The organism is Acinetobacter sp. T63, assembly GCF_053852345.1.
In genome coordinates, this window is the sequence record NZ_CM132659.1 from 1128172 (window position 1) to 1145997 (window position 17826).

17 protein-coding genes are annotated in these 17826 nt (G+C 47.0%); 7 read left to right on the forward strand and 10 right to left on the reverse strand.

The window, feature by feature from the left end:
- Positions 1 to 5 precede the first annotated feature (5 nt).
- From ACVLR6_RS05390 to ACVLR6_RS05400, 3 genes are read right to left on the reverse strand one after another with little or no spacing between them, the layout of a single operon-like run.
- On the reverse strand, positions 6 to 800 hold the full coding sequence (locus ACVLR6_RS05390) for an enoyl-CoA hydratase/isomerase family protein (RefSeq protein ID WP_127799219.1): 795 nt from the start codon (positions 798 to 800) through the stop codon (positions 6 to 8).
- A 12-nt stretch (positions 801 to 812) separates the two neighbouring features.
- A complete protein-coding gene (locus ACVLR6_RS05395) occupies positions 813 to 2414 on the reverse strand; it encodes a carboxyl transferase domain-containing protein (protein ID WP_005177066.1) in 1602 nt (533 codons plus the stop codon).
- A gap of 34 nt (positions 2415 to 2448) precedes the next feature.
- Positions 2449 to 3621, reverse strand: coding sequence for an isovaleryl-CoA dehydrogenase (locus ACVLR6_RS05400; RefSeq protein WP_005177068.1), 1173 nt, complete (start codon positions 3619 to 3621; stop codon positions 2449 to 2451).
- Positions 3622 to 3768: 147 nt separating this feature from the next.
- On the opposite strand from ACVLR6_RS05400, the gene ACVLR6_RS05405 reads away from it, so the two are divergent.
- From ACVLR6_RS05405 to ACVLR6_RS05425, 5 genes are all read left to right on the forward strand, one after another.
- Positions 3769 to 4398, forward strand: a complete 630-nt coding sequence (locus tag ACVLR6_RS05405; RefSeq protein ID WP_160241438.1) for a TetR/AcrR family transcriptional regulator — start codon at positions 3769 to 3771, stop codon at positions 4396 to 4398.
- 102 nt (positions 4399 to 4500) lie between these two features.
- Entirely contained in the window at positions 4501 to 6189 is a 1689-nt protein-coding gene (locus tag ACVLR6_RS05410; RefSeq protein WP_104488771.1) for an AMP-binding protein, read from the forward strand.
- 178 nt (positions 6190 to 6367) lie between these two features.
- Entirely contained in the window at positions 6368 to 7039 is a 672-nt protein-coding gene (locus ACVLR6_RS05415; RefSeq protein ID WP_455995987.1) for a class I SAM-dependent methyltransferase, read from the forward strand.
- 63 nt (positions 7040 to 7102) lie between these two features.
- A complete protein-coding gene (locus ACVLR6_RS05420) occupies positions 7103 to 7900 on the forward strand; it encodes a thioesterase family protein (RefSeq protein ID WP_005177084.1) in 798 nt (265 codons plus the stop codon).
- A gap of 84 nt (positions 7901 to 7984) precedes the next feature.
- Positions 7985 to 8761 carry a Rossmann-like and DUF2520 domain-containing protein gene (locus tag ACVLR6_RS05425; RefSeq protein WP_104488794.1) on the forward strand — a complete coding sequence of 259 codons (777 nt, stop codon included), beginning with the start codon at positions 7985 to 7987 and terminating at the stop codon, positions 8759 to 8761.
- Positions 8762 to 8917: 156 nt separating this feature from the next.
- Here ACVLR6_RS05425 and trmB read toward each other — a convergent pair whose 3' ends face one another.
- The gene (gene trmB / locus ACVLR6_RS05430) at positions 8918 to 9634 is read right to left on the reverse strand and encodes a tRNA (guanosine(46)-N7)-methyltransferase TrmB (RefSeq protein WP_005177088.1); all 717 of its coding nucleotides are present in this window, start codon (positions 9632 to 9634) and stop codon (positions 8918 to 8920) included.
- 220 nt (positions 9635 to 9854) lie between these two features.
- Between trmB and ACVLR6_RS05435 the strand changes: the two genes are divergently transcribed.
- A complete protein-coding gene (locus tag ACVLR6_RS05435) occupies positions 9855 to 12263 on the forward strand; it encodes an ExeM/NucH family extracellular endonuclease (RefSeq protein ID WP_455996159.1) in 2409 nt (802 codons plus the stop codon).
- Between the two features lie 72 nt (positions 12264 to 12335).
- On the opposite strand, the gene ACVLR6_RS05440 is transcribed toward ACVLR6_RS05435, so the two are convergent.
- Positions 12336 to 13781 (reverse strand): SulP family inorganic anion transporter, encoded by a 1446-nt coding sequence (locus tag ACVLR6_RS05440; RefSeq protein WP_104471853.1) that lies wholly within the window; start codon positions 13779 to 13781, stop codon positions 12336 to 12338.
- A 219-nt stretch (positions 13782 to 14000) separates the two neighbouring features.
- On the opposite strand from ACVLR6_RS05440, the gene ACVLR6_RS05445 reads away from it, so the two are divergent.
- A complete protein-coding gene (locus ACVLR6_RS05445) occupies positions 14001 to 14612 on the forward strand; it encodes a glutathione binding-like protein (RefSeq protein WP_104488773.1) in 612 nt (203 codons plus the stop codon).
- Between the two features lie 119 nt (positions 14613 to 14731).
- Here the strand turns inward: ACVLR6_RS05445 and ACVLR6_RS05450 are convergent, their stop codons facing one another.
- The 5 genes from ACVLR6_RS05450 to ACVLR6_RS05470 form a co-directional block, all read right to left on the reverse strand.
- The gene (locus ACVLR6_RS05450; RefSeq protein WP_005177093.1) at positions 14732 to 15517 is read right to left on the reverse strand and encodes a thiazole synthase; all 786 of its coding nucleotides are present in this window, start codon (positions 15515 to 15517) and stop codon (positions 14732 to 14734) included.
- A gap of 12 nt (positions 15518 to 15529) precedes the next feature.
- Complete coding sequence (thiS, locus tag ACVLR6_RS05455; protein ID WP_005177095.1) at positions 15530 to 15727, reverse strand: sulfur carrier protein ThiS; 198 nt, start codon at positions 15725 to 15727, stop codon at positions 15530 to 15532.
- Positions 15728 to 15759: 32 nt separating this feature from the next.
- The gene (locus tag ACVLR6_RS05460; RefSeq protein WP_005177099.1) at positions 15760 to 16125 is read right to left on the reverse strand and encodes a DUF423 domain-containing protein; all 366 of its coding nucleotides are present in this window, start codon (positions 16123 to 16125) and stop codon (positions 15760 to 15762) included.
- A 223-nt stretch (positions 16126 to 16348) separates the two neighbouring features.
- Positions 16349 to 17218, reverse strand: coding sequence for an RNA polymerase sigma factor RpoH (gene rpoH / locus ACVLR6_RS05465; protein WP_005177101.1), 870 nt, complete (start codon positions 17216 to 17218; stop codon positions 16349 to 16351).
- A 136-nt stretch (positions 17219 to 17354) separates the two neighbouring features.
- Positions 17355 to 17591 carry a sulfurtransferase TusA family protein gene (locus ACVLR6_RS05470; protein ID WP_016658363.1) on the reverse strand — a complete coding sequence of 79 codons (237 nt, stop codon included), beginning with the start codon at positions 17589 to 17591 and terminating at the stop codon, positions 17355 to 17357.
- Between the last annotated feature and the right edge of the window lie 235 nt (positions 17592 to 17826).

Sequence of the window (17826 nt, forward strand, 5' to 3'; positions counted from 1 at the left end):
TGTTGTTATGCCGTGGTCTTGATCCAGGCCGGGCTTTTTTTGTTTAAAAATGCATTCAGTCCATTTTTCGCCTCATCTCCCTGGCGAACATGGGCAATATGCTGTGCGGTTTTAAGCAGCAGATCTTCAGTCAGGACCTGTTGATCGACGAGTTGAATCAGTTGTTTTGAGGCGTTCTGTGCTTCTGGTCCACCGAGTAAGAGCGCTTCAACAATCTCATCAATTTTACTGTCGAGATGTTCTGGTGCAGTCACTTCATGTGCCAGACCAATGGTTTTCGCCTGTTCAGCTGAGATTCGCTCAGCAGTCAGGAAATAGCGTGACGCCTGACGGGCACCAATCGCACGTATCACATAAGGACTAATGGTGGAAGGAGCCAATCCTAAACGTACTTCGGAGGTTGCAAACTTGGCATCGGTGCTGGCGATACAGATATCACAAGCTGAAGCCAGACCCATACCACCACCAAAAGCAATACCATGGACACGGGCAATGGTGGGTTGTTTCAAGGTAGCCAGACTTTGTAGCATTTTTGCCAGTTTTAAAGCATCGGCTTCATTGTCTGCCTGTGAGGCCTGACCGGCCTGTTTCATCCAGTTCAGGTCGGCACCGGCAGAGAAGCTCTTGCCACGACCGGCCAGAATCACCACACGTACATCAGCGCGGGTATTCAGTTGCTGAAAGCAGGCGTGTAATTCTTCAATGACCTGCGTATTAAAGGCATTGTGCAGTTCGGCACGGTTAATCCACACCGTGGCCACCTGATCTTGCTGTTCGAGTTGTAAAAATTGATAATCCATTTTTGTCACCTCTTACATGCGGAACACGCCGAATTTGGTTGGCTGGATTGGGGCATTTAATGCTGCCGCCAGACTGAGCGCCAATACTTCACGTGATTGCGCAGGATCAATGACGCCATCATCCCATAAACGCGCAGAAGCATAATATGGATGACCCTGACGTTCGTACTGGTCACGAATAGGCTGTTTAAACTGATCTTCTTCTTCCGCTGACCAGCTGCCGCCTTTGCTTTCAATCTGGTCGCGTTTTAAGGTCGAGAGTACACTCGAAGCCTGCTCACCGCCCATCACCGAAATACGCGAGTTTGGCCAGGTCCACATAAAGCGTGGCGAATAGGCACGGCCACACATGCCGTAGTTGCCGGCACCAAAAGAACCGCCAATCACCAGGGTCAGTTTCGGCACATTGGCTGTCGCGACTGCCATTACCAGTTTGGCACCATTTTTGGCAATGCCTTCATTTTCATACTGACGGCCAACCATAAAGCCGGTGATGTTCTGAATAAACAGTAGGGGAATGTTGCGCTGGGTGCACAGTTCAATAAAGTGTGCGCCTTTTTGTGCCGACTCGGAAAACAGAATCCCGTTGTTGGCAATAATACCAACCGGCATACCGTACAGTTTGGCAAAGCCGGTGACCAGCGTGGTCCCAAAACGTGCCTTGAACTCGTCAAAACGTGAACCATCGACAATACGGGCAATCACTTCACGCACATCAAACGGTTTACGCGCATCGGTCGGGACAATGCCGTACAGCTCGGACGCATCGAATAATGGTGCTTCGACATTTTCCGGTTGTGGATTTGGTTTTTTATTTAAATTGGCGACGATGTTGCGGGCAATGGCCAAAGCATGTTCGTCATTTTCTGCCAGATGATCGGCCACACCTGATAAACGGGTGTGCACATCTCCACCGCCCAGGTCTTCACTGCTGACCACTTCACCGGTGGCAGCTTTCACCAGTGGCGGGCCACCCAGGAAAATCGTACCCTGATTCCGCACAATAATGGTTTCATCCGACATGGCAGGGACATAAGCACCGCCGGCTGTACAGCTGCCCATCACCACGGCGATCTGGGCAATGCCCATGCTCGACATACGCGCCTGATTGTAGAAAATACGGCCGAAGTGATCACGGTCCGGGAATACTTCATCTTGCAGCGGTAAATAGGCACCGCCAGAATCGACCAGATAGATACAGGTCAGATGGTTCTGCTCGGCAATTTCCTGAGCGCGTAAATGCTTTTTCACAGTCAGCGGATAATACGTTCCGCCTTTGACTGTCGCATCATTGGCAATGATCATACAGGTCACGCCATTGACCTGACCGACACCGGCCACCACACCGGCAGCAGGCACATCATCCTGATACACCTGATAGGCAGCCAGCTGACCAATTTCAATAAAAGCCGTACCCGGATCAATCAGGTGGTCAATCCGTTCACGTGGTAATAATTTACCGCGATCCAGATGTTTCTGACGTGCAGTTTCACCGCCGCCGAGGGCAATTTTCTGGACTTTCTGTTTCAGGTCATCGACCAGGGTTTGCATCGCTGCGTGGTTGTTTTTGAACTCTTCGCTGCGAATATTGATTTTGCTCTGTAATTGATTCATGCCAACATCCTTGTCTATTCTTGTGATTTATTTTTTAGGCAGTTTCGTTAAACAGTTCGCGGCCAATCAGCATACGGCGAATTTCCGAGGTGCCTGCACCAATTTCATAGAGTTTGGCATCACGCCATAAACGTCCAGCAGAAAATTCATTGATATAACCGTTCCCACCTAGCGTCTGAATGGTTTCACCGGCCATCCAGGTGGCTTTTTCGGCTGCATATAAAATTGCGCTGGCAGCATCTTTACGCAGGCTGCGGCTATGCTCGGCTTTGTCACATTCTGCACCTACGGCATAGACCAGTGCCTTACATGCCAACCAGGTCGAATACATATCAGCAATTTTGCCTTGCATCAGCTGGAATTCGCCCAGTGCCTGACCAAACTGTTTACGCTCGTGGATATACGGAATCACGGTGTCTAGGCAGGCATCCATAATGCCCAGTGGGCCTGCGCTTAATACAGCACGTTCATAGTCCAGACCACTCATCAGCACTTTTACACCATTGCCGACACCGCCGAGGACGTTTTCTTTCGGTACGCGCACGTTGTCAAAGAACAGTGGATAGGTATTCGAGCCGCGCATGCCCAGTTTGTCCAGGTGCGTACCGTGGCTAAAGCCCGGCATGGTTTTTTCAATCAGGAAAGCGGTCATGCCTTTGGCGCCGGCTTGGGTATCAGTTTTGGCATAGACCACCAGCACATCTGCATCGCCACCGTTGGTGATCCACATTTTTGAACCGTTTAGCAGATAATGATCGCCCTGATCTTCAGCTTTGAGTTTCATGCTCACCACATCGGAGCCGGCATTCGGTTCTGACATGGCCAATGCGCCGACATATTCACCTGAAATCAGTTTCGGTAAATAGCGCTGTTTCTGTTCTTCGTTACCATTACGCTTAATTTGGTTCACACATAGGTTAGAATGTGCCCCGTAGGAAAGGCCAATAGATGCTGAGGCACGTGAAATTTCCTGCATGGCAATAATATGTGCCAGATAACCGAGGTTGGTGCCACCATATTCCTCACTTACGGTTAGACCGAGTAAACCCATGTCCCCAAACTTTTTCCAAAGATGAGCAGGGAATTCGTTGTCACGGTCGACCTGTTGAGCAATGGGTGCGATCTCTTTTGCACAAAATGCAGCAACTGAATCACGAAGGGCGATCAGTGTTTCATCCAAACCGAAATCCAAGCTTTGTAAATTCATTTCTTCATCCATCCTGCGGTTATATTTGTTGTTTCCAAAAAAGCATTTTTGTTGTGCTTGGTTTTTAACATACATCGAAAATTTAAAAAAGTGAACTAAAATTCACAAAATGATTTACAATTCATTTTATCTGGTTGAGAATAAGATATGAGTTATAAAAGATCATCATTGATGCAGGAACGAATGGAACAGAATCGCCTGTCGATTTTGCAGTCCGCTCGTGAACTAATTGCTCAAGGGGGCTTTAAAGAGGCGTCGATTCAGGCCATTGCGGAACGTGCCGGTGTATCTACCGGTCTGGTCTATCGATATTTCGAAAACAAAAGCCAGATTTTAATTGAAGTGTTGTCGAATGCGATTCAGCATGAGGTTGAAATTTTGAACCACATTGCCGGCTCGGATTTATCGCCAAAACAGAAATTGCAAAAATCTGTTACAACTTTTGTGAAGCGTGCCATGAACAGTCCCCAACTGGCGTATGCGCTCATGTTTGAACCGGTCGATCCGGAAATGGAACATGAACGTTTTCGCAGTAAACAGCTGATCAAGCAGAGCATTAAGGAAATTTTGGCTGAAGGAAAAGTCAATGGTGAGTTTGAGTTTGAAGATTTGAACACCGCCGCACTGGGCGTGGTTGGCTCTATGACTTTTGTGGTGATTGAACCTTTAAACCCATCTCGCAATGTGATGTTTGATCAAAACTATAAGGATTACTTTGTCAAACAGATTGCCGATTTTTGTATGAATGCAGTACGTCGACAGGAGGGAAGTGAGTAAAAAACGATAAAAACGGCAGGGAAGACAGACAGGTAGTCGTGGTTCAAAAACAATTAGTAGAGTTGAAAATCAGAATTACAAAGAATCAAGGAGAACGATTCAATGACACAAGTACGGTTAAGCTACGCCTACGGAACGAGCAGCCAGCCTTTACTGGGCACAACGATTGGTGAAAAATTTGATCAGGCTTGCGCGCAATACGCCGAACAGGATGCGGTGGTCAGCCTGCATCAGAATGTGCGTTTGAGCTACCGGCAGTTGCAAGAGCAGGTGAATGCCTTTGCCTGCAGTTTGCTGAAACTGGGCTTTCAAAAAGGTGACCGTCTTGCAATCTGGTCGCCGAACTGCGTGGAATGGACCATTACCCAGTTTGCGGCCTTTAAAGCCGGCATTATTCTGGTGAACCTGAACCCGGCCTATAAAAGCAATGAGCTGGAATATGTACTGAATAAAGTGTCGTGTAAGGGACTGGTGATTGCCTCGCAGTTCAAGACCACCAATTATCAGGAGATTCTGACCAAAATTGCCCCGGAGCTGAACCAGGCAGCAAGCAAAGTGCTGAAAGCCGAGCGCCTGCCGCATCTGAAACATATTATTAAAATTGATGATCAGGAACATGCCGGATTACACCGCTTTCAGGATTTACTGACCCCGCCAAGCAAAAAAATGCTGCAAAAACTGCAGCAGATTTCTAGTGAGTTGCAGTTTGATGAAACTATTAATATTCAGTTTACATCGGGCACCACCGGGAATCCGAAAGGCACCATGCTGACCCATAACAACATTTTAAATAATGGCTATTTTGTCGGTGAAGCAATTCATCTCAGCCCGGCAGATCGGGTCTGTATTTCAGTGCCGTTATTCCACTGTTTCGGGATGGTGATGGGGAACTTGGCCTGTATCACTCATGGTTCCACCATGGTTTATCCATCAGCCGTATTTAACCCGCTGGATACTTTAAAAGCCATTCAGCAGGAAAAATGTACCGCCGCTTATGGCGTACCGACCATGTTCATTGCCATTTTAGAGCATGAACAGTTTGATGAGTTTGACCTGTCAAGCTTGCGCACCGGTATTATGGCCGGCAGTCCATGTCCGCAGGAAATCATGCAGCGCGTGATTGACCGCATGCATATGTCGGAAATTACCATCTGCTATGGCATGACTGAAACAGCACCGGTAAGTGCGCAAAGTTCAACGGAAGATTCGGTGGAACGTCGCGTCAGTACTGTAGGCCGAGTCCATCCACATCTGGAAGTCAAAATTGTCGATGAAGAGGGCAAGGTGGTACCACGTGGACAGCTCGGTGAACTCTGTGTTCGCGGTTATTCGGTAATGCTCGGCTATTGGGAAGATCAGGAAAAAACCGCAGAAGTGATTGATGCTGCACGCTGGATGCATACCGGTGATATCGCTGAAATGGACGATGAAGGCTTTGTCAAAATTAAAGGCCGGATTAAAGATGTGGTGATTCGTGGCGGTGAAAACCTGTTCCCGAAAGAAATTGAAGATTTCCTCTATACCCATCCGGCGGTTTGCGATGTACAGGTGATTGGCGTACCTGACCATAAATATGGCGAAGAACTCTGCGCCTGCATTATCTTGCATGAAAACGACCCTTGCACAGAAGAAACCATTCGCCAGTACTGCGCCGAGCATATTTCACACAATAAAGTGCCACGTTATGTGCGTTTCTTTAGCGAGTTTCCAATGACGGCATCGGGTAAGGCGCAGAAGTTTAAGCTGCGTGAATTTATGCGTGAAGAGTTAAACCTAAAAGAAATTGCTTGATTCATGCAGGCATCTAATCACATGACAGGGCGACAGGGATATCGCCGGTCATGTGATTGAATCTCGGGAAAAATCAAATCAGAGCAAAATTGCTTTGCTTTCCGCGAGCTGTCATGACTTTCCAACAAGAATGATCTTCGCAAGTCTATTCAAAAGTCAGAGGTAGAGTGAGTTAAAGATGGCCAAAAACTTTCACAGTGAAGTCATTGTCGCCGGCTATGATGATCACATCCGTAAACTGATTCCCGGCTATGAACTGGTACATCAACAGATTGATGCCATTCTAACAGCAGAATTACCGGAAACTGCGCATATTCTGGTGGTCGGGTGCGGGACAGGCTATGAGCTGACCTATTTATTGGCACATCATCCACAGTGGCAGATTACCGCCATTGATCCCTCCCGTGCCATGCTGGAACAGGCACAAAATACGATCCGCTCAATTGCAGGTGCCGAGCGGGTGCAGTTTATTCAGGCCGATAGCCAGAGTTTAGAGTCCCCTCAGCCTTTTGATGCGGCACTGGCCATTCTGGTGGCGCATTTTATTCCCATGCCGGCCAAAGCCGATTTTTTTCAGGACATCTGCCAGCGCTTAAAACCGGGTGGTGTTTTCCTCAGTTATGACCTGATGCAGCCTGAAACATTGGCTGAACAGCAAGTGCTGCAGCATGTAGCGGTGCAACAGGGCTTAACAGTGAGCCAGAGTGAAAAGATGATTGCACGTCTGGATGATGATTTTGAACTGGTTTCGGCTGAACAGACCAAAGACGTATTAACAAAAGTCGGATTTAAAAGTTGCAGGGTTTATTGTCAAATCATGAATTATTATGGTTTTTTTGCACGAAAATAAACGAAACAGAGGCTACACAGGTAGGTAGCACACAGAGCAAAGAGCAAGGAAGTAGGGAAAATAATGTCGGCATATTACAGTTTTATCAGACGTGAACAGCATGCAGATGGCAGCAGCACAGCTTATTATGAATCGAATATTCATGCTCAGGGCGCGTGGAATCCGCATGAGCAGCATATGGCACCTGCCACCGGTATTCTCTGTGCAGAGCTGGAACAGTTCCAGCCACGTGCAGAAATGCGCATTGGCCGGGTCGGGCTGGATATTTTTGGTTTGATTGCCTTTGGTGAATTTTCGATTACTACCCGCATGATTCGCCCGGGCAAAACCATTGAACTGATTGAAGCGGAAATGTGTGCCAATGGCAAAACCTGTATTGTGGCGCGTGCCTGGAAAATGCTGACTTCCGACACTCGTGCCATTGCCGGTCTGGAAGATTTACCGGCAGAAAGTCCGGACTATTTACCCGAGTGGGATGGCATGCGCTGCTGGCCAGGCGGCTATATTCAAAGCATTCAGACCCGTGCCCATCTGGACCATCGTCCGGGCAAAGGCATTGTCTGGCTCAGTAATCAGCTTGAAATGATTGACGGCCAGCCGACATCGGATTTCACTCGCCTGATGGGTATGGTAGATACCGCCAATGGTGTGGTGCCACGTCAGGACCCGAATGCCGGTTGGGGCTTTCCAAACCTGGATTTGCAAATTCATCTGCACCGCTTACCGCAAGGCCAGTGGCTAGGACTGGAAGTGGTACAACAATATGGTGAAGACGGTATTGGTCTGACCAGCGGCATTCTGCATGATGTTCATGGGCCATTTGGACGCAGTGAACAGATTCTGACCTTAAGAAAGTTCTAAAACTGGCTCAAGTCTATCAGGACGAATTGATTCGTCCTTTTTTTATTGGCATGCTGTGGGCAGTTCAAAATATAGATGAAACAGATGCGAATCGGGATTATTGGCGCGGGACGGGTAGCACATCATCTGGCACGGGCATTGAGTGCACGGCACCAGATAGTACAAATTTATAGCCGCAGTTTGGATAAGGCAGCGCAGCTGGCACAGCAGGTACAGGCCAGTGCAATTCACAGCCCGGCACAGTTTGATGCGACACTGGACTTGGTGATCATTGCGGTGAGTGATCAATCCATTGCCGCAGTGATTGAGCAGGTGCATCCTCATCTGCCTGAAGTGCTGATGGTCCATACCTCCGGCAGTACTGCAATGCAGCTGTTACAGCAGGTACATGCACGTGCCGGAGTATTTTATCCGCTGCAAACCTTTAGTCTGGAACGTGAGATTGACTGGAGTCAGACCCCTGTATTTATTGAAGCGGCAGATGAAGACGATCAGGCTGTATTATTGCAGCTGGCCAATGAACTCAGTCAGCGGGTCTATGCCTATAGCTCCGAGCAGCGTCTGAGCCTGCATCTGGCCGCGGTGTTTGCTTGTAATTTCAGTAATTATTGTTATGACATAGCCCGGCAAATTGTTGATGTCCAGCAGGTCGATTTTAGTCTGCTGTATCCGTTAATGCTGGAAACGGCGCAGAAGGCCACCCAGGCCGATCCTAAAACCATGCAGACCGGCCCGGCCATGCGTGGTGATCAGAATATTTTACAGATGCATCAGCAGTTATTGGCTGATGCGCAGCGACCTGATTTACAGGCGGTCTATCAACTATTCAGCCAGCAGATTTTAGAACGTCATCAGTCATAAACCATTGTTGTTATCTTCGGTTTTATACTGGTTAATCGAGTCGTTGATCTGATCTTTTAAATCACTTTTGACTGGTAGATCATCTATTTTGTCTAATCTCAAGATAGGGACGTATAAAAAAAGCGCTGAGATTTCAGCGCTTTTTCAACTTTGTGATTAAGAAATTTTCTTAAAGATAAAGTCGTTAATCTTGTGACCGGCTTCAATACCGCGGCGTTCAAATTTGGTTTGCGGGCGCCATTCCGGACGTGGATAGCTGTTGCCTTTGCCTGCCAGGTTTTCTAAACGTGAACGGTTGTCCAGCACGTCCAGCATCCATTCTGCATACGGTTCCCAGTCAGTTGCTGCATGGAAAGTACCGCCCATTTCCAGTTTTTGTTCAATCAGTTCCATACGCTCATCCACCACAAAGCGGCGTTTGAAGTGGCGTTTCTTTTGCCATGGGTCCGGGAAGTACAGTTGCACGGTGTTAATGCTGTTGTCTGGCATTTCACGCAGCACCTGAATTGCATCGGCATCCAGTACGCGCAGGTTGCTTAAACCGGCTGTGCCTGCTTCATATACGCACTGGGCAATACCCGGCACATGCACTTCAATACCCACAAAGTTACGCTCCGGATTGGCCTGCGCCATTAAGACCAGTGAACGGCCCATTCCAAAACCGATTTCTACCGTTAAAGGACGTTCTGGATGTTCAAAATGCTGACGTAAATCGCCAACCGGATATTCCAAAATTAGGTGACCATATTGTTCAAGCGCAGTACGTTGAGAGGTGTTGAGTGGTGAGGAACGACGCATAAACGTCACAATTTCACGGTGCTCGTTTAAGTTGTCCAGCTCGACGACTTGCTGGTCTAATTGATCATTCGACATAACTTTGGCAATCGTAAAAAATTCAAATGCGGTATTTTAAGTCCTGAGCAGTTGAAGTCAAATTTTTTCATGCATTGCGCTATTTTTTTCACGGTAGCTGTCATGAAAATGCAGAAATAGTTTCATCAAATGTTCATGCATCTGTCATGTCTAAAAAATAGCCTGAATAAGCTTTAACAACTGATAAAAAACAATGAAATTACATACTTTATGCTGGGCCATGGCACTCATGGGTTGTGGCTTTTCTGCACATGCAGAGCTGATGTTTAGTCAATATGTCGATGGTACGTCGAACCGTAAGGGACTGGAGATTTATAACCCCGATACGACAGCGGCCGATTTATCTCAGTATCAAATCAAGATTTTTTCCAATGGCTCGACCACAGCCGGACTGACGGTGTCTTTAGAGGGAGTGTTGCCGGCCAAAGCTGAATATCTGGTCGGGCGAAGTGAATTGCAGCTGGTGCTGGGCGATCTGGTCAAAAAAATCGCGGGTCTGAACTTTAATGGTAATGATGCGGTTGTGCTGTATAAGCATAATACACCGGTCGATCGTTTTGGTGTGCTTGGACAGACTACGAGTTGGGCAGAGGGCACCAGTTTAAGCCGCAATAAAACCACGCATAGTGTTAGCTCAGTTGACCCAACAGCACCTTTTGATGTGAACAGTGAATGGACGGCCTGGTCTGACCGGAATGCTTTTAGCCAGTATTTGCTACCAGAAGGAGAGCAGACGCCGCCTGTGACGGAAACGATTAGCTGTAGCAGTTCTGATACTGCCATTGCCGATTTGCACAGTGCCAGCAAGAACCAGATCTATACCGTGCGTGGGGTGATGACCGCAGATTATCGTTATAGCAATGGTTTTTCCGGTTTTTATCTGCAAACGCCAGATAGCAAAGCCAAACCAAACCTGAATAATGCGATTTTTGTTTATATTCCGGCCAGCAGCCAGATCAAAGGCGGTCAGGTTGGAGAAGAGGTGATTTTACGTGGCCGCCTCACTAGCTATCAAAACCAGGTCCAGCTGGACCAGCTGACCCAGGATATTCAAACCTGTAATCCGCAAGCGGCAAGCTGGGTGGCACCAAAAACAGTAAATTTACCCTTTGAAAGCCTGACGGATGTTCAGCAGCATGCACCGCAGCGTTATCAGGGCGCACTGGTTAAATTGCCGCAAACTCTGACCGTCAGTGAAAACTATAATTATGGCCGTTATGGCGAGCTGGCCTTAAGCCTTGGGCGCTTATATATGCCGACCAATCTGTATCCTGCCAAATCCGACGAAGCACTCAGCCTGGCCAAGCAAAACCTGCTATCCAAAATTATTCTGGATGATGGCTATAACAACCAGAACCGGACGCCGTGGTTGCCGCTGAACTTTAATGCGCAAAATACCTTAAGAGCCGGCTATGAGCTGCAAAATGTAGAAGGGATTTTGGAATATCGTTTTAACCAGTGGCGTATTCAGCCTGTTCAGGGCAGAACCTTGCCGAATATCGTGGCAGACAAAAATGAGCGCAGTAGCGTCAGCGCTAAAAATACTGCCCAGATTCGTGCTGCGGCCTTTAACGTCCTGAACTATGACAATGGCGCTGCACAAGGCTTCCCGACCGAGCGCGGTGCAAAAACCAAAGCAGAGTTCGACAAGCAGCATCAGAAAATTGTCAGTGCCTTAAAAGCCATTGATGCCGATGTCTATGGCCTGAATGAAATTGCCAACAATGGTTATGGTCCAGACAGCGCCATTGCCTATTTAACCCAAAGTCTGGGGCCAGGCTGGAAGTATGTGATACCGCCAAATACAGATCGCCTAGGCACCGATGCCATTGCCGTAGCCATGATTTATAACAGCAAACGCCTGACGCCGGTGAATGCTGCTGCCGTGTTTGATGATGGTACGCAATTGAACCGTGTCACCATGGCGCAAAGTTTTAAACCTGTGGCGGGTGGCGAAAGCTTTACCGTGGTGCCGCAGCATCTGAAATCCAAAGGTAGCTGTCCTGATACCGGCCTAGATGCAGATCAGGACGATGGTCAAGGCTGCTGGAATAGCACCCGTGTGACCGCAGTACAGAAATTAATGCAATGGCTGGCGACCAATCCAACCAAAGTAACGAAGCCCAATGTCCTGATTCTGGGCGACTTAAACAGTTATGCCAAAGAAGATCCGATTTTGGCGCTGGAAAAGGCCAACTATAAAAATCTGTTTAATGATGAAAAAATCGGACAGGGTAAACAGGCTTATAGTTATGTGTTTGGCGTGGCCAGTAATACCCAAGGCTATGGCGGCGCCGGTAATTTAGACCATGCCATTGCCGATGCACAATTGTATCCACGGGTTAAACGTGCTTTTGCATGGGCCATTAATGCTGATGAACCGACGGCACTGGCCTATAACGAAGACTATAAAACTGCCGAGCAGATTCAGGCCTTTTATAGCCCGGATGCTTTCCGTTCATCTGACCACGACCCGATTATTATTGATCTGGACCTGTCAGATGCACCGGCAGAGCCAAAGCCATCGGAAGACTCCAAAGCGGATACCCATGGGGGGAGTACCGGTCTATGGTCATTATTGGGATTATTCGGGCTGAGTGCTGCGGCTTGGTTACGTCGCCGTAAATAAGGCGGGTATTGATCTGCCATAAAAAACGCCTGATTATCAGGCGTTTTTTCTTTAGGCAGTTTTTATTCAAGCTTAATTCGGACTTAATTTATCAATCAGGGTGTCACTGGCTTCATTTAAGCCAATCAGCTCGACCTGAATCCCGCGAGCTTCAAATTTCTGCACCACAGTATTTAGCATATTGACCGAGGTTAAATCCCAAATATGCGCATGAGTCAGATCAATCTGCACCTGCTGCAGATTTTCCTTAAAGTTAAAGAACTGGAAAAACTTGTCCGAGCTGCTAAAGAAAATCTGTCCGGTAATCTGATAACGGCGTGTATCCTGTACGCGTTTAGACTGGACTTTGACTTCGCTTTCCAGCTTATTCACCAGGAACAAGGCCGACAGCAATACCCCAACGAAAACACCCAAGGCCAGGTTGTGTGTGGCCAGTACAATCGCCACCACGGTCAGCATCACAATATTACTTTGCTTTGGATGCTTGCTAAAGTTACGCACCGAATCCCAGTTAAAGGTGGTAAAGGCCACCATAATCATAATCGCCACCAGCGCCGCCATTGGAATATAAGCCAGCCAGTCTTTAAAGAACACCACCAGACACAGCAGGAAAACGCCGGCGACCAAAGTAGAAAGACGGGTACGCGCACCAGAGCTGACGTTAATAATCGACTGGCCAATCATGGCACAGCCGGCCATCCCGCCCATAAAACCGCTGACAATATTGGCATAGCCCTGACCACGACATTCCTGATGACGGTCACCTTCAGTTTCCGTCACTTCATTCACAATGGTGGTGGTCATCATGGTTTCCAGTAAACCCACTGTCGCAAGGGTGATGGAATAGGGGAAAATAATCGCCAGTGTTTCAAAATTCAGCGGAATTTCAGGAATTAAAAATACCGGTAAGGTGTCTGGAAATTGTCCCAGATCACTCACCGTACGCATATCGGCACCCAAAAACAGCGCCAGCAGACTCAGCACAATAATGCAGATTAAGGGTGAGGGCACCGCCTTGCCAATTTTAGGCAGATAGGGAAACAGATAAACTACCGCCAGCCCCAGGCCGACAAAGACATAGCCCCACAGATCCATTTGCATCAGCTCTGGAAGTTGCGCGACAAAAATTAAAATCGCCAGCGCATTCACAAAACCATAGACCACCGATTGCGACACAAAACGCATCAGCTTGGCCACTTTAAAATAGCCGGCCACCACTTGAATGATTCCGGTCAGTACCGTTGCCGCCAGCAAATATTGCAGCCCGTGCTCTTTGACCAGGGTAATCATCAGTAGCGCCATGGCACCTGTCGCGGCCGAAATCATTGCCGTGCGGCCACCAAAAAAGGCAATGGTCACGGCAATACAGAAGGAGGCATATAGGCCAACTTGTGGATCGACACCGGCAATTGCAGAAAAGGCAATGGATTCAGGAATCAGGGCCAGCCCCACCACCAGACCGGCCAGCACATCGGTCCGGATATTGGAAAACCACTCTTCTTTTTTCAGACTAATCACAATCGGCTTTTCATGAAACTTTAAAGGCGACTATGGTAAAACAAATGAAGTGAAAAAAGCAGCCGCAATCCACTTGAAAAAGCGCCGCGCTTGCTCAATATTGAAAAGGTAAATGTTTTTTACGCATTTACGCTTTTTTGCAATTTACAGGTTCGATCACTTGAAAGTTTGTTAGAAGCCATTTAAAACAGTTAGTAGTTTATATAACAAGGATCAGATATGAAGCTTTATTATTCACCGGGTGCATGTTCTTTAGCGGCCCATATTATTTTAAATGAAATTAATGTAGATTTTGATTTAGAACGTGTCGACCTGAAAACCCATAAAACCGAAAAAGGTCATGATTATTACGAAATTAATCCAAAAGGCTATGTTCCGGCGCTTGAGATTAATCCAGGTCTGATTCTGACCGAAAATGTGGCAATTTTACCGTTTCTGGCCCAGCACGATCCAAAACAAGATTTAATTCCGCCATCAGGCATGGGCCGTGCCAAAGTGCTGGAATGGTTAGGTTATCTCAACTCGGAACTGCATGATGCCTACGCGGTATTCTTTGGTGGCCAGTTAACCGATAATGAAAAAAATAAAGCCTATGCTGAAATTGACCGTCTGTTAAGTTATATTGATAAAACTATTGGTGAATCAGACAATGAGTATCTGGTCGATGATAACTTTGGCCCGGCCGATGCCTATTTATTCGTACTGACCAACTGGTCGAACCATATTCATCATGATTTAACCCCATATACCCATATTATTGCGCTACGCAATAAAGTGGCCGAGCGTCAATCGGTGCAGATTGCCATGCGTGATGAAGGCTTGATTCCTTGATTCAGGTTTAAAAACCGTAATAAAAAAGGACTCAAGCAGAGTCCTTTTTTCATGTTTCGCTTTTAAATCAATTGAAACCTGAAGGATCAACTCATCTCTCAGCGCAGATAATGTCCGGATTATTTAAAGAAATAACCGGTTTCTGGCGAGCTGGCATTGGCCATACGTTTACGCGGCATCCGGCCTGCCAGATAAGCTTCACGGCCCGCTTCCACTGCTTTGCGCATTGCCGAAGCCATCAGGACCGGATTTTGCGCTGCTGCAATTGCAGTATTCATTAACACACCATCACAGCCCAGTTCCATGGCAATTGCTGCATCGCTGGCAGTGCCGACACCCGCATCGACCAGTACCGGTACTTTGGCATTTTCTTTAATAATAGAAATGGTATGCGGGTTTAAAATCCCCAGCCCTGAACCAATTAAGCTGCCTAAAGGCATAATTGCCACACAGCCCATGCTTTCCAGTTCTTGTGCCACAATCGGATCATCCGAGGTGTAGACCATAATCTCGAAACCATCATCAATAAGCGTACGCGCTGCCTTTAAGGTTTCGGTGATGTTTGGATACAGGGTTTTTTCATCGCCCAGTACTTCCAGTTTTACCAGATTATGACCATCGAGCAGTTCACGTGCCAGCATACAGGTACGCACTGCACTGTTGGCATCAAAACAGCCGGCTGTATTTGGCAAAATGGTATATTTTTCTGGTGGAATCACAGACAGCAAATTTGGCTGATCGGGATGCTGACCAATATTCACGCGACGAATAGCAACAGTTACAATTTCCGCACCGCTGGCCTGAATGGCCAGATCTGTTTCCTGCAGATCTTTATATTTTCCCGTGCCCACCAGCAAGCGCGAGTTAAAAGTGCGTGAACCGATTTTAAGTAGGGTGTCTTCCATACGTGCTCCGTCTTAGCCGCCGCCAACGGCATGAATAATTTCAATGCGGTCTTGATCATGAATAGGGGTGCTTTCCAGTCGGCTTTTCGGCACAATCATCTCGTTTTGTTCTACCGCAAAACGTTTGCCTTCCAACGCCAGTTGTTGCACCAGTTCTAGTAAATTATGGCACTGTGTCTGTTGTAATTCGCCGTTTAAATAAATGTGCATACCTGCAGTTTCCTAGCTGTTCCGTTCCCGAATTATCGGGCATATTTCATGGCATTCCAGGCCAGTACCAGCCAGCCGGCAATCATTAGCGCACCGCCAATTGGGGTAATGGCCCCCAGACCGCGCGGCAAACCTAGCGCCATCACATACAATGAGCCACAGAAAAACACAATCCCGACCTGAATCAGCAGGAAGCTGGCTTTAATGGGAAATTGAGTCATGACTTTGGCCAGAATCGCCAGTGCCAATAATCCGAGGGCATGATAGAAAAAATAATCAGTCGCTGTTTGCCACCACGCCAGTTGAGCTTCTGTTGCGCGTGCTTTTAAGCCATGTGCCCCAAATGCACCTAACATCACCGCAAGTGCTAAATTAAGGGCAGAAATTGCAATCCACATAGCAAGAATGACCTGAGTAAATTTGCGCTCAACCTTAACATTTTTCCGGGCAACGAGAAAGTGAAAAACTTTCACCCTGAAATGTGGTATTGAATCCAGCTTTTTGATTTTAGGGGGGGGAGAAAATGGATTTCTTTTAAGATCATCGCCCGGTTTCAGCAAGCACAGACAGCAAAAAAGGGCAGATCGCCCTTTTTTAACTTTAGCACTCTGGAATCATCACTTAGTTAGATGACATTGCCACTTTAATTTTTTCCATGGCATTTTTTTCAAGCTGGCGAATACGCTCCGCAGAAACATTATATTCAGCTGCTAGTTCATGCAGGGTCGATTTATCATCATCTAACCAGCGACGCTGCAAGATATTACGCGAACGGTCATCCAGCTGCTCCATGGCTTCATGCAGGGCAGAGGTACTTTGTGCCTCATAATCTTCATCTTCGACCAGACGGGCCGGATCGTAACGGTTATCTTCTAAATAAAGCGCCGGCGCAACATGGGTAGTGTTTTCACTTTCATCATCATTTTGCGCTTCGAAAGCCGCGTCATAAGCGGTCAGACGGCCTTCCATTTCCAGGACCTGTTCCGGAGTGACATTCAGGTCGTTGGCAATCGATTTGGCTTCTTCCAGCGTCAGTTTTTTGCTGGATTTTTTCAGGCTGCGTAAATTAAAGAACAGTTTACGCTGTGCCTTGGTGGTGGCAATTTTAACAATACGCCAGTTACGGATCACGTATTCGTGAATCTCGGCTTTAATCCAGTGCACGGCAAATGACACCAGACGCACGCCCATATTCGGGTCGAAGCGTTTCACGGCCTTCATTAGACCGAGGTTGCCTTCCTGAATCAGGTCGCCTTGTGGCAAACCATAACCTGCATAACTACGCGCAATATGGACTACAAATCGCAAATGCGACATGACCAGCATTTTTGCTGCATCTAAATCTTGATCGTAATAATAACGTTCAGCTAACTCTTTTTCTTGTTCAGCCGTTAAAATAGGAATTTGATTGACGGTACTAATATAAGCACCGAGATTTACGCCTGGCGCAGATAATGACAGGGGCATCAACTGATTGCGGCTGTCACTCATGAGTTCTCCTTATAGGATCGGTGGGTCGTATTACCTGTAAATTTCATCTTAATACCAATATCCTTGCAAATTAAGGAAAAAAGGTAGAGAAATGTAAAGTTTTATGCCAATGCATGCTGTTTACTTTAATTGAAAATTATTTAATTTCAATAAAGTAATGAAACTCGTTGGCAGAAATTTGTGTCAATTCACAGCCGTACTGGTGAATCTGACAATAGCGGCTGACATCTTGCTGACTATGCGGGTCAGAGGACTTGAGCAGAAAGTGTCCGGCGCCGGTTTTTTTTAAAGCGCGTTTTAGCATCAGTAAGGGCATGGGGCAGGGTTGTCCCATCGCATCAATGATGATCATTTCATCGACAGAATTGTCCATAATCTGCTTCAATCGGGTCTTTAAAAAAGGACTCAAAATATTAGCAAATTTGGTGCCAAATCTAAAGTTTATTTGCGGTTTTTATCAAAATATAACATTGAAAAATCTTGAATTAACTCTGTCGAAAAAAGCATGAATTCTGAATAAGATAAATCAAAAAAAATCTATTATTTGTCATAAACCCGTGTTAAGCTCGATGCGTATTTAGGATTTGAGATAGGCAGTTGTTGTTTGT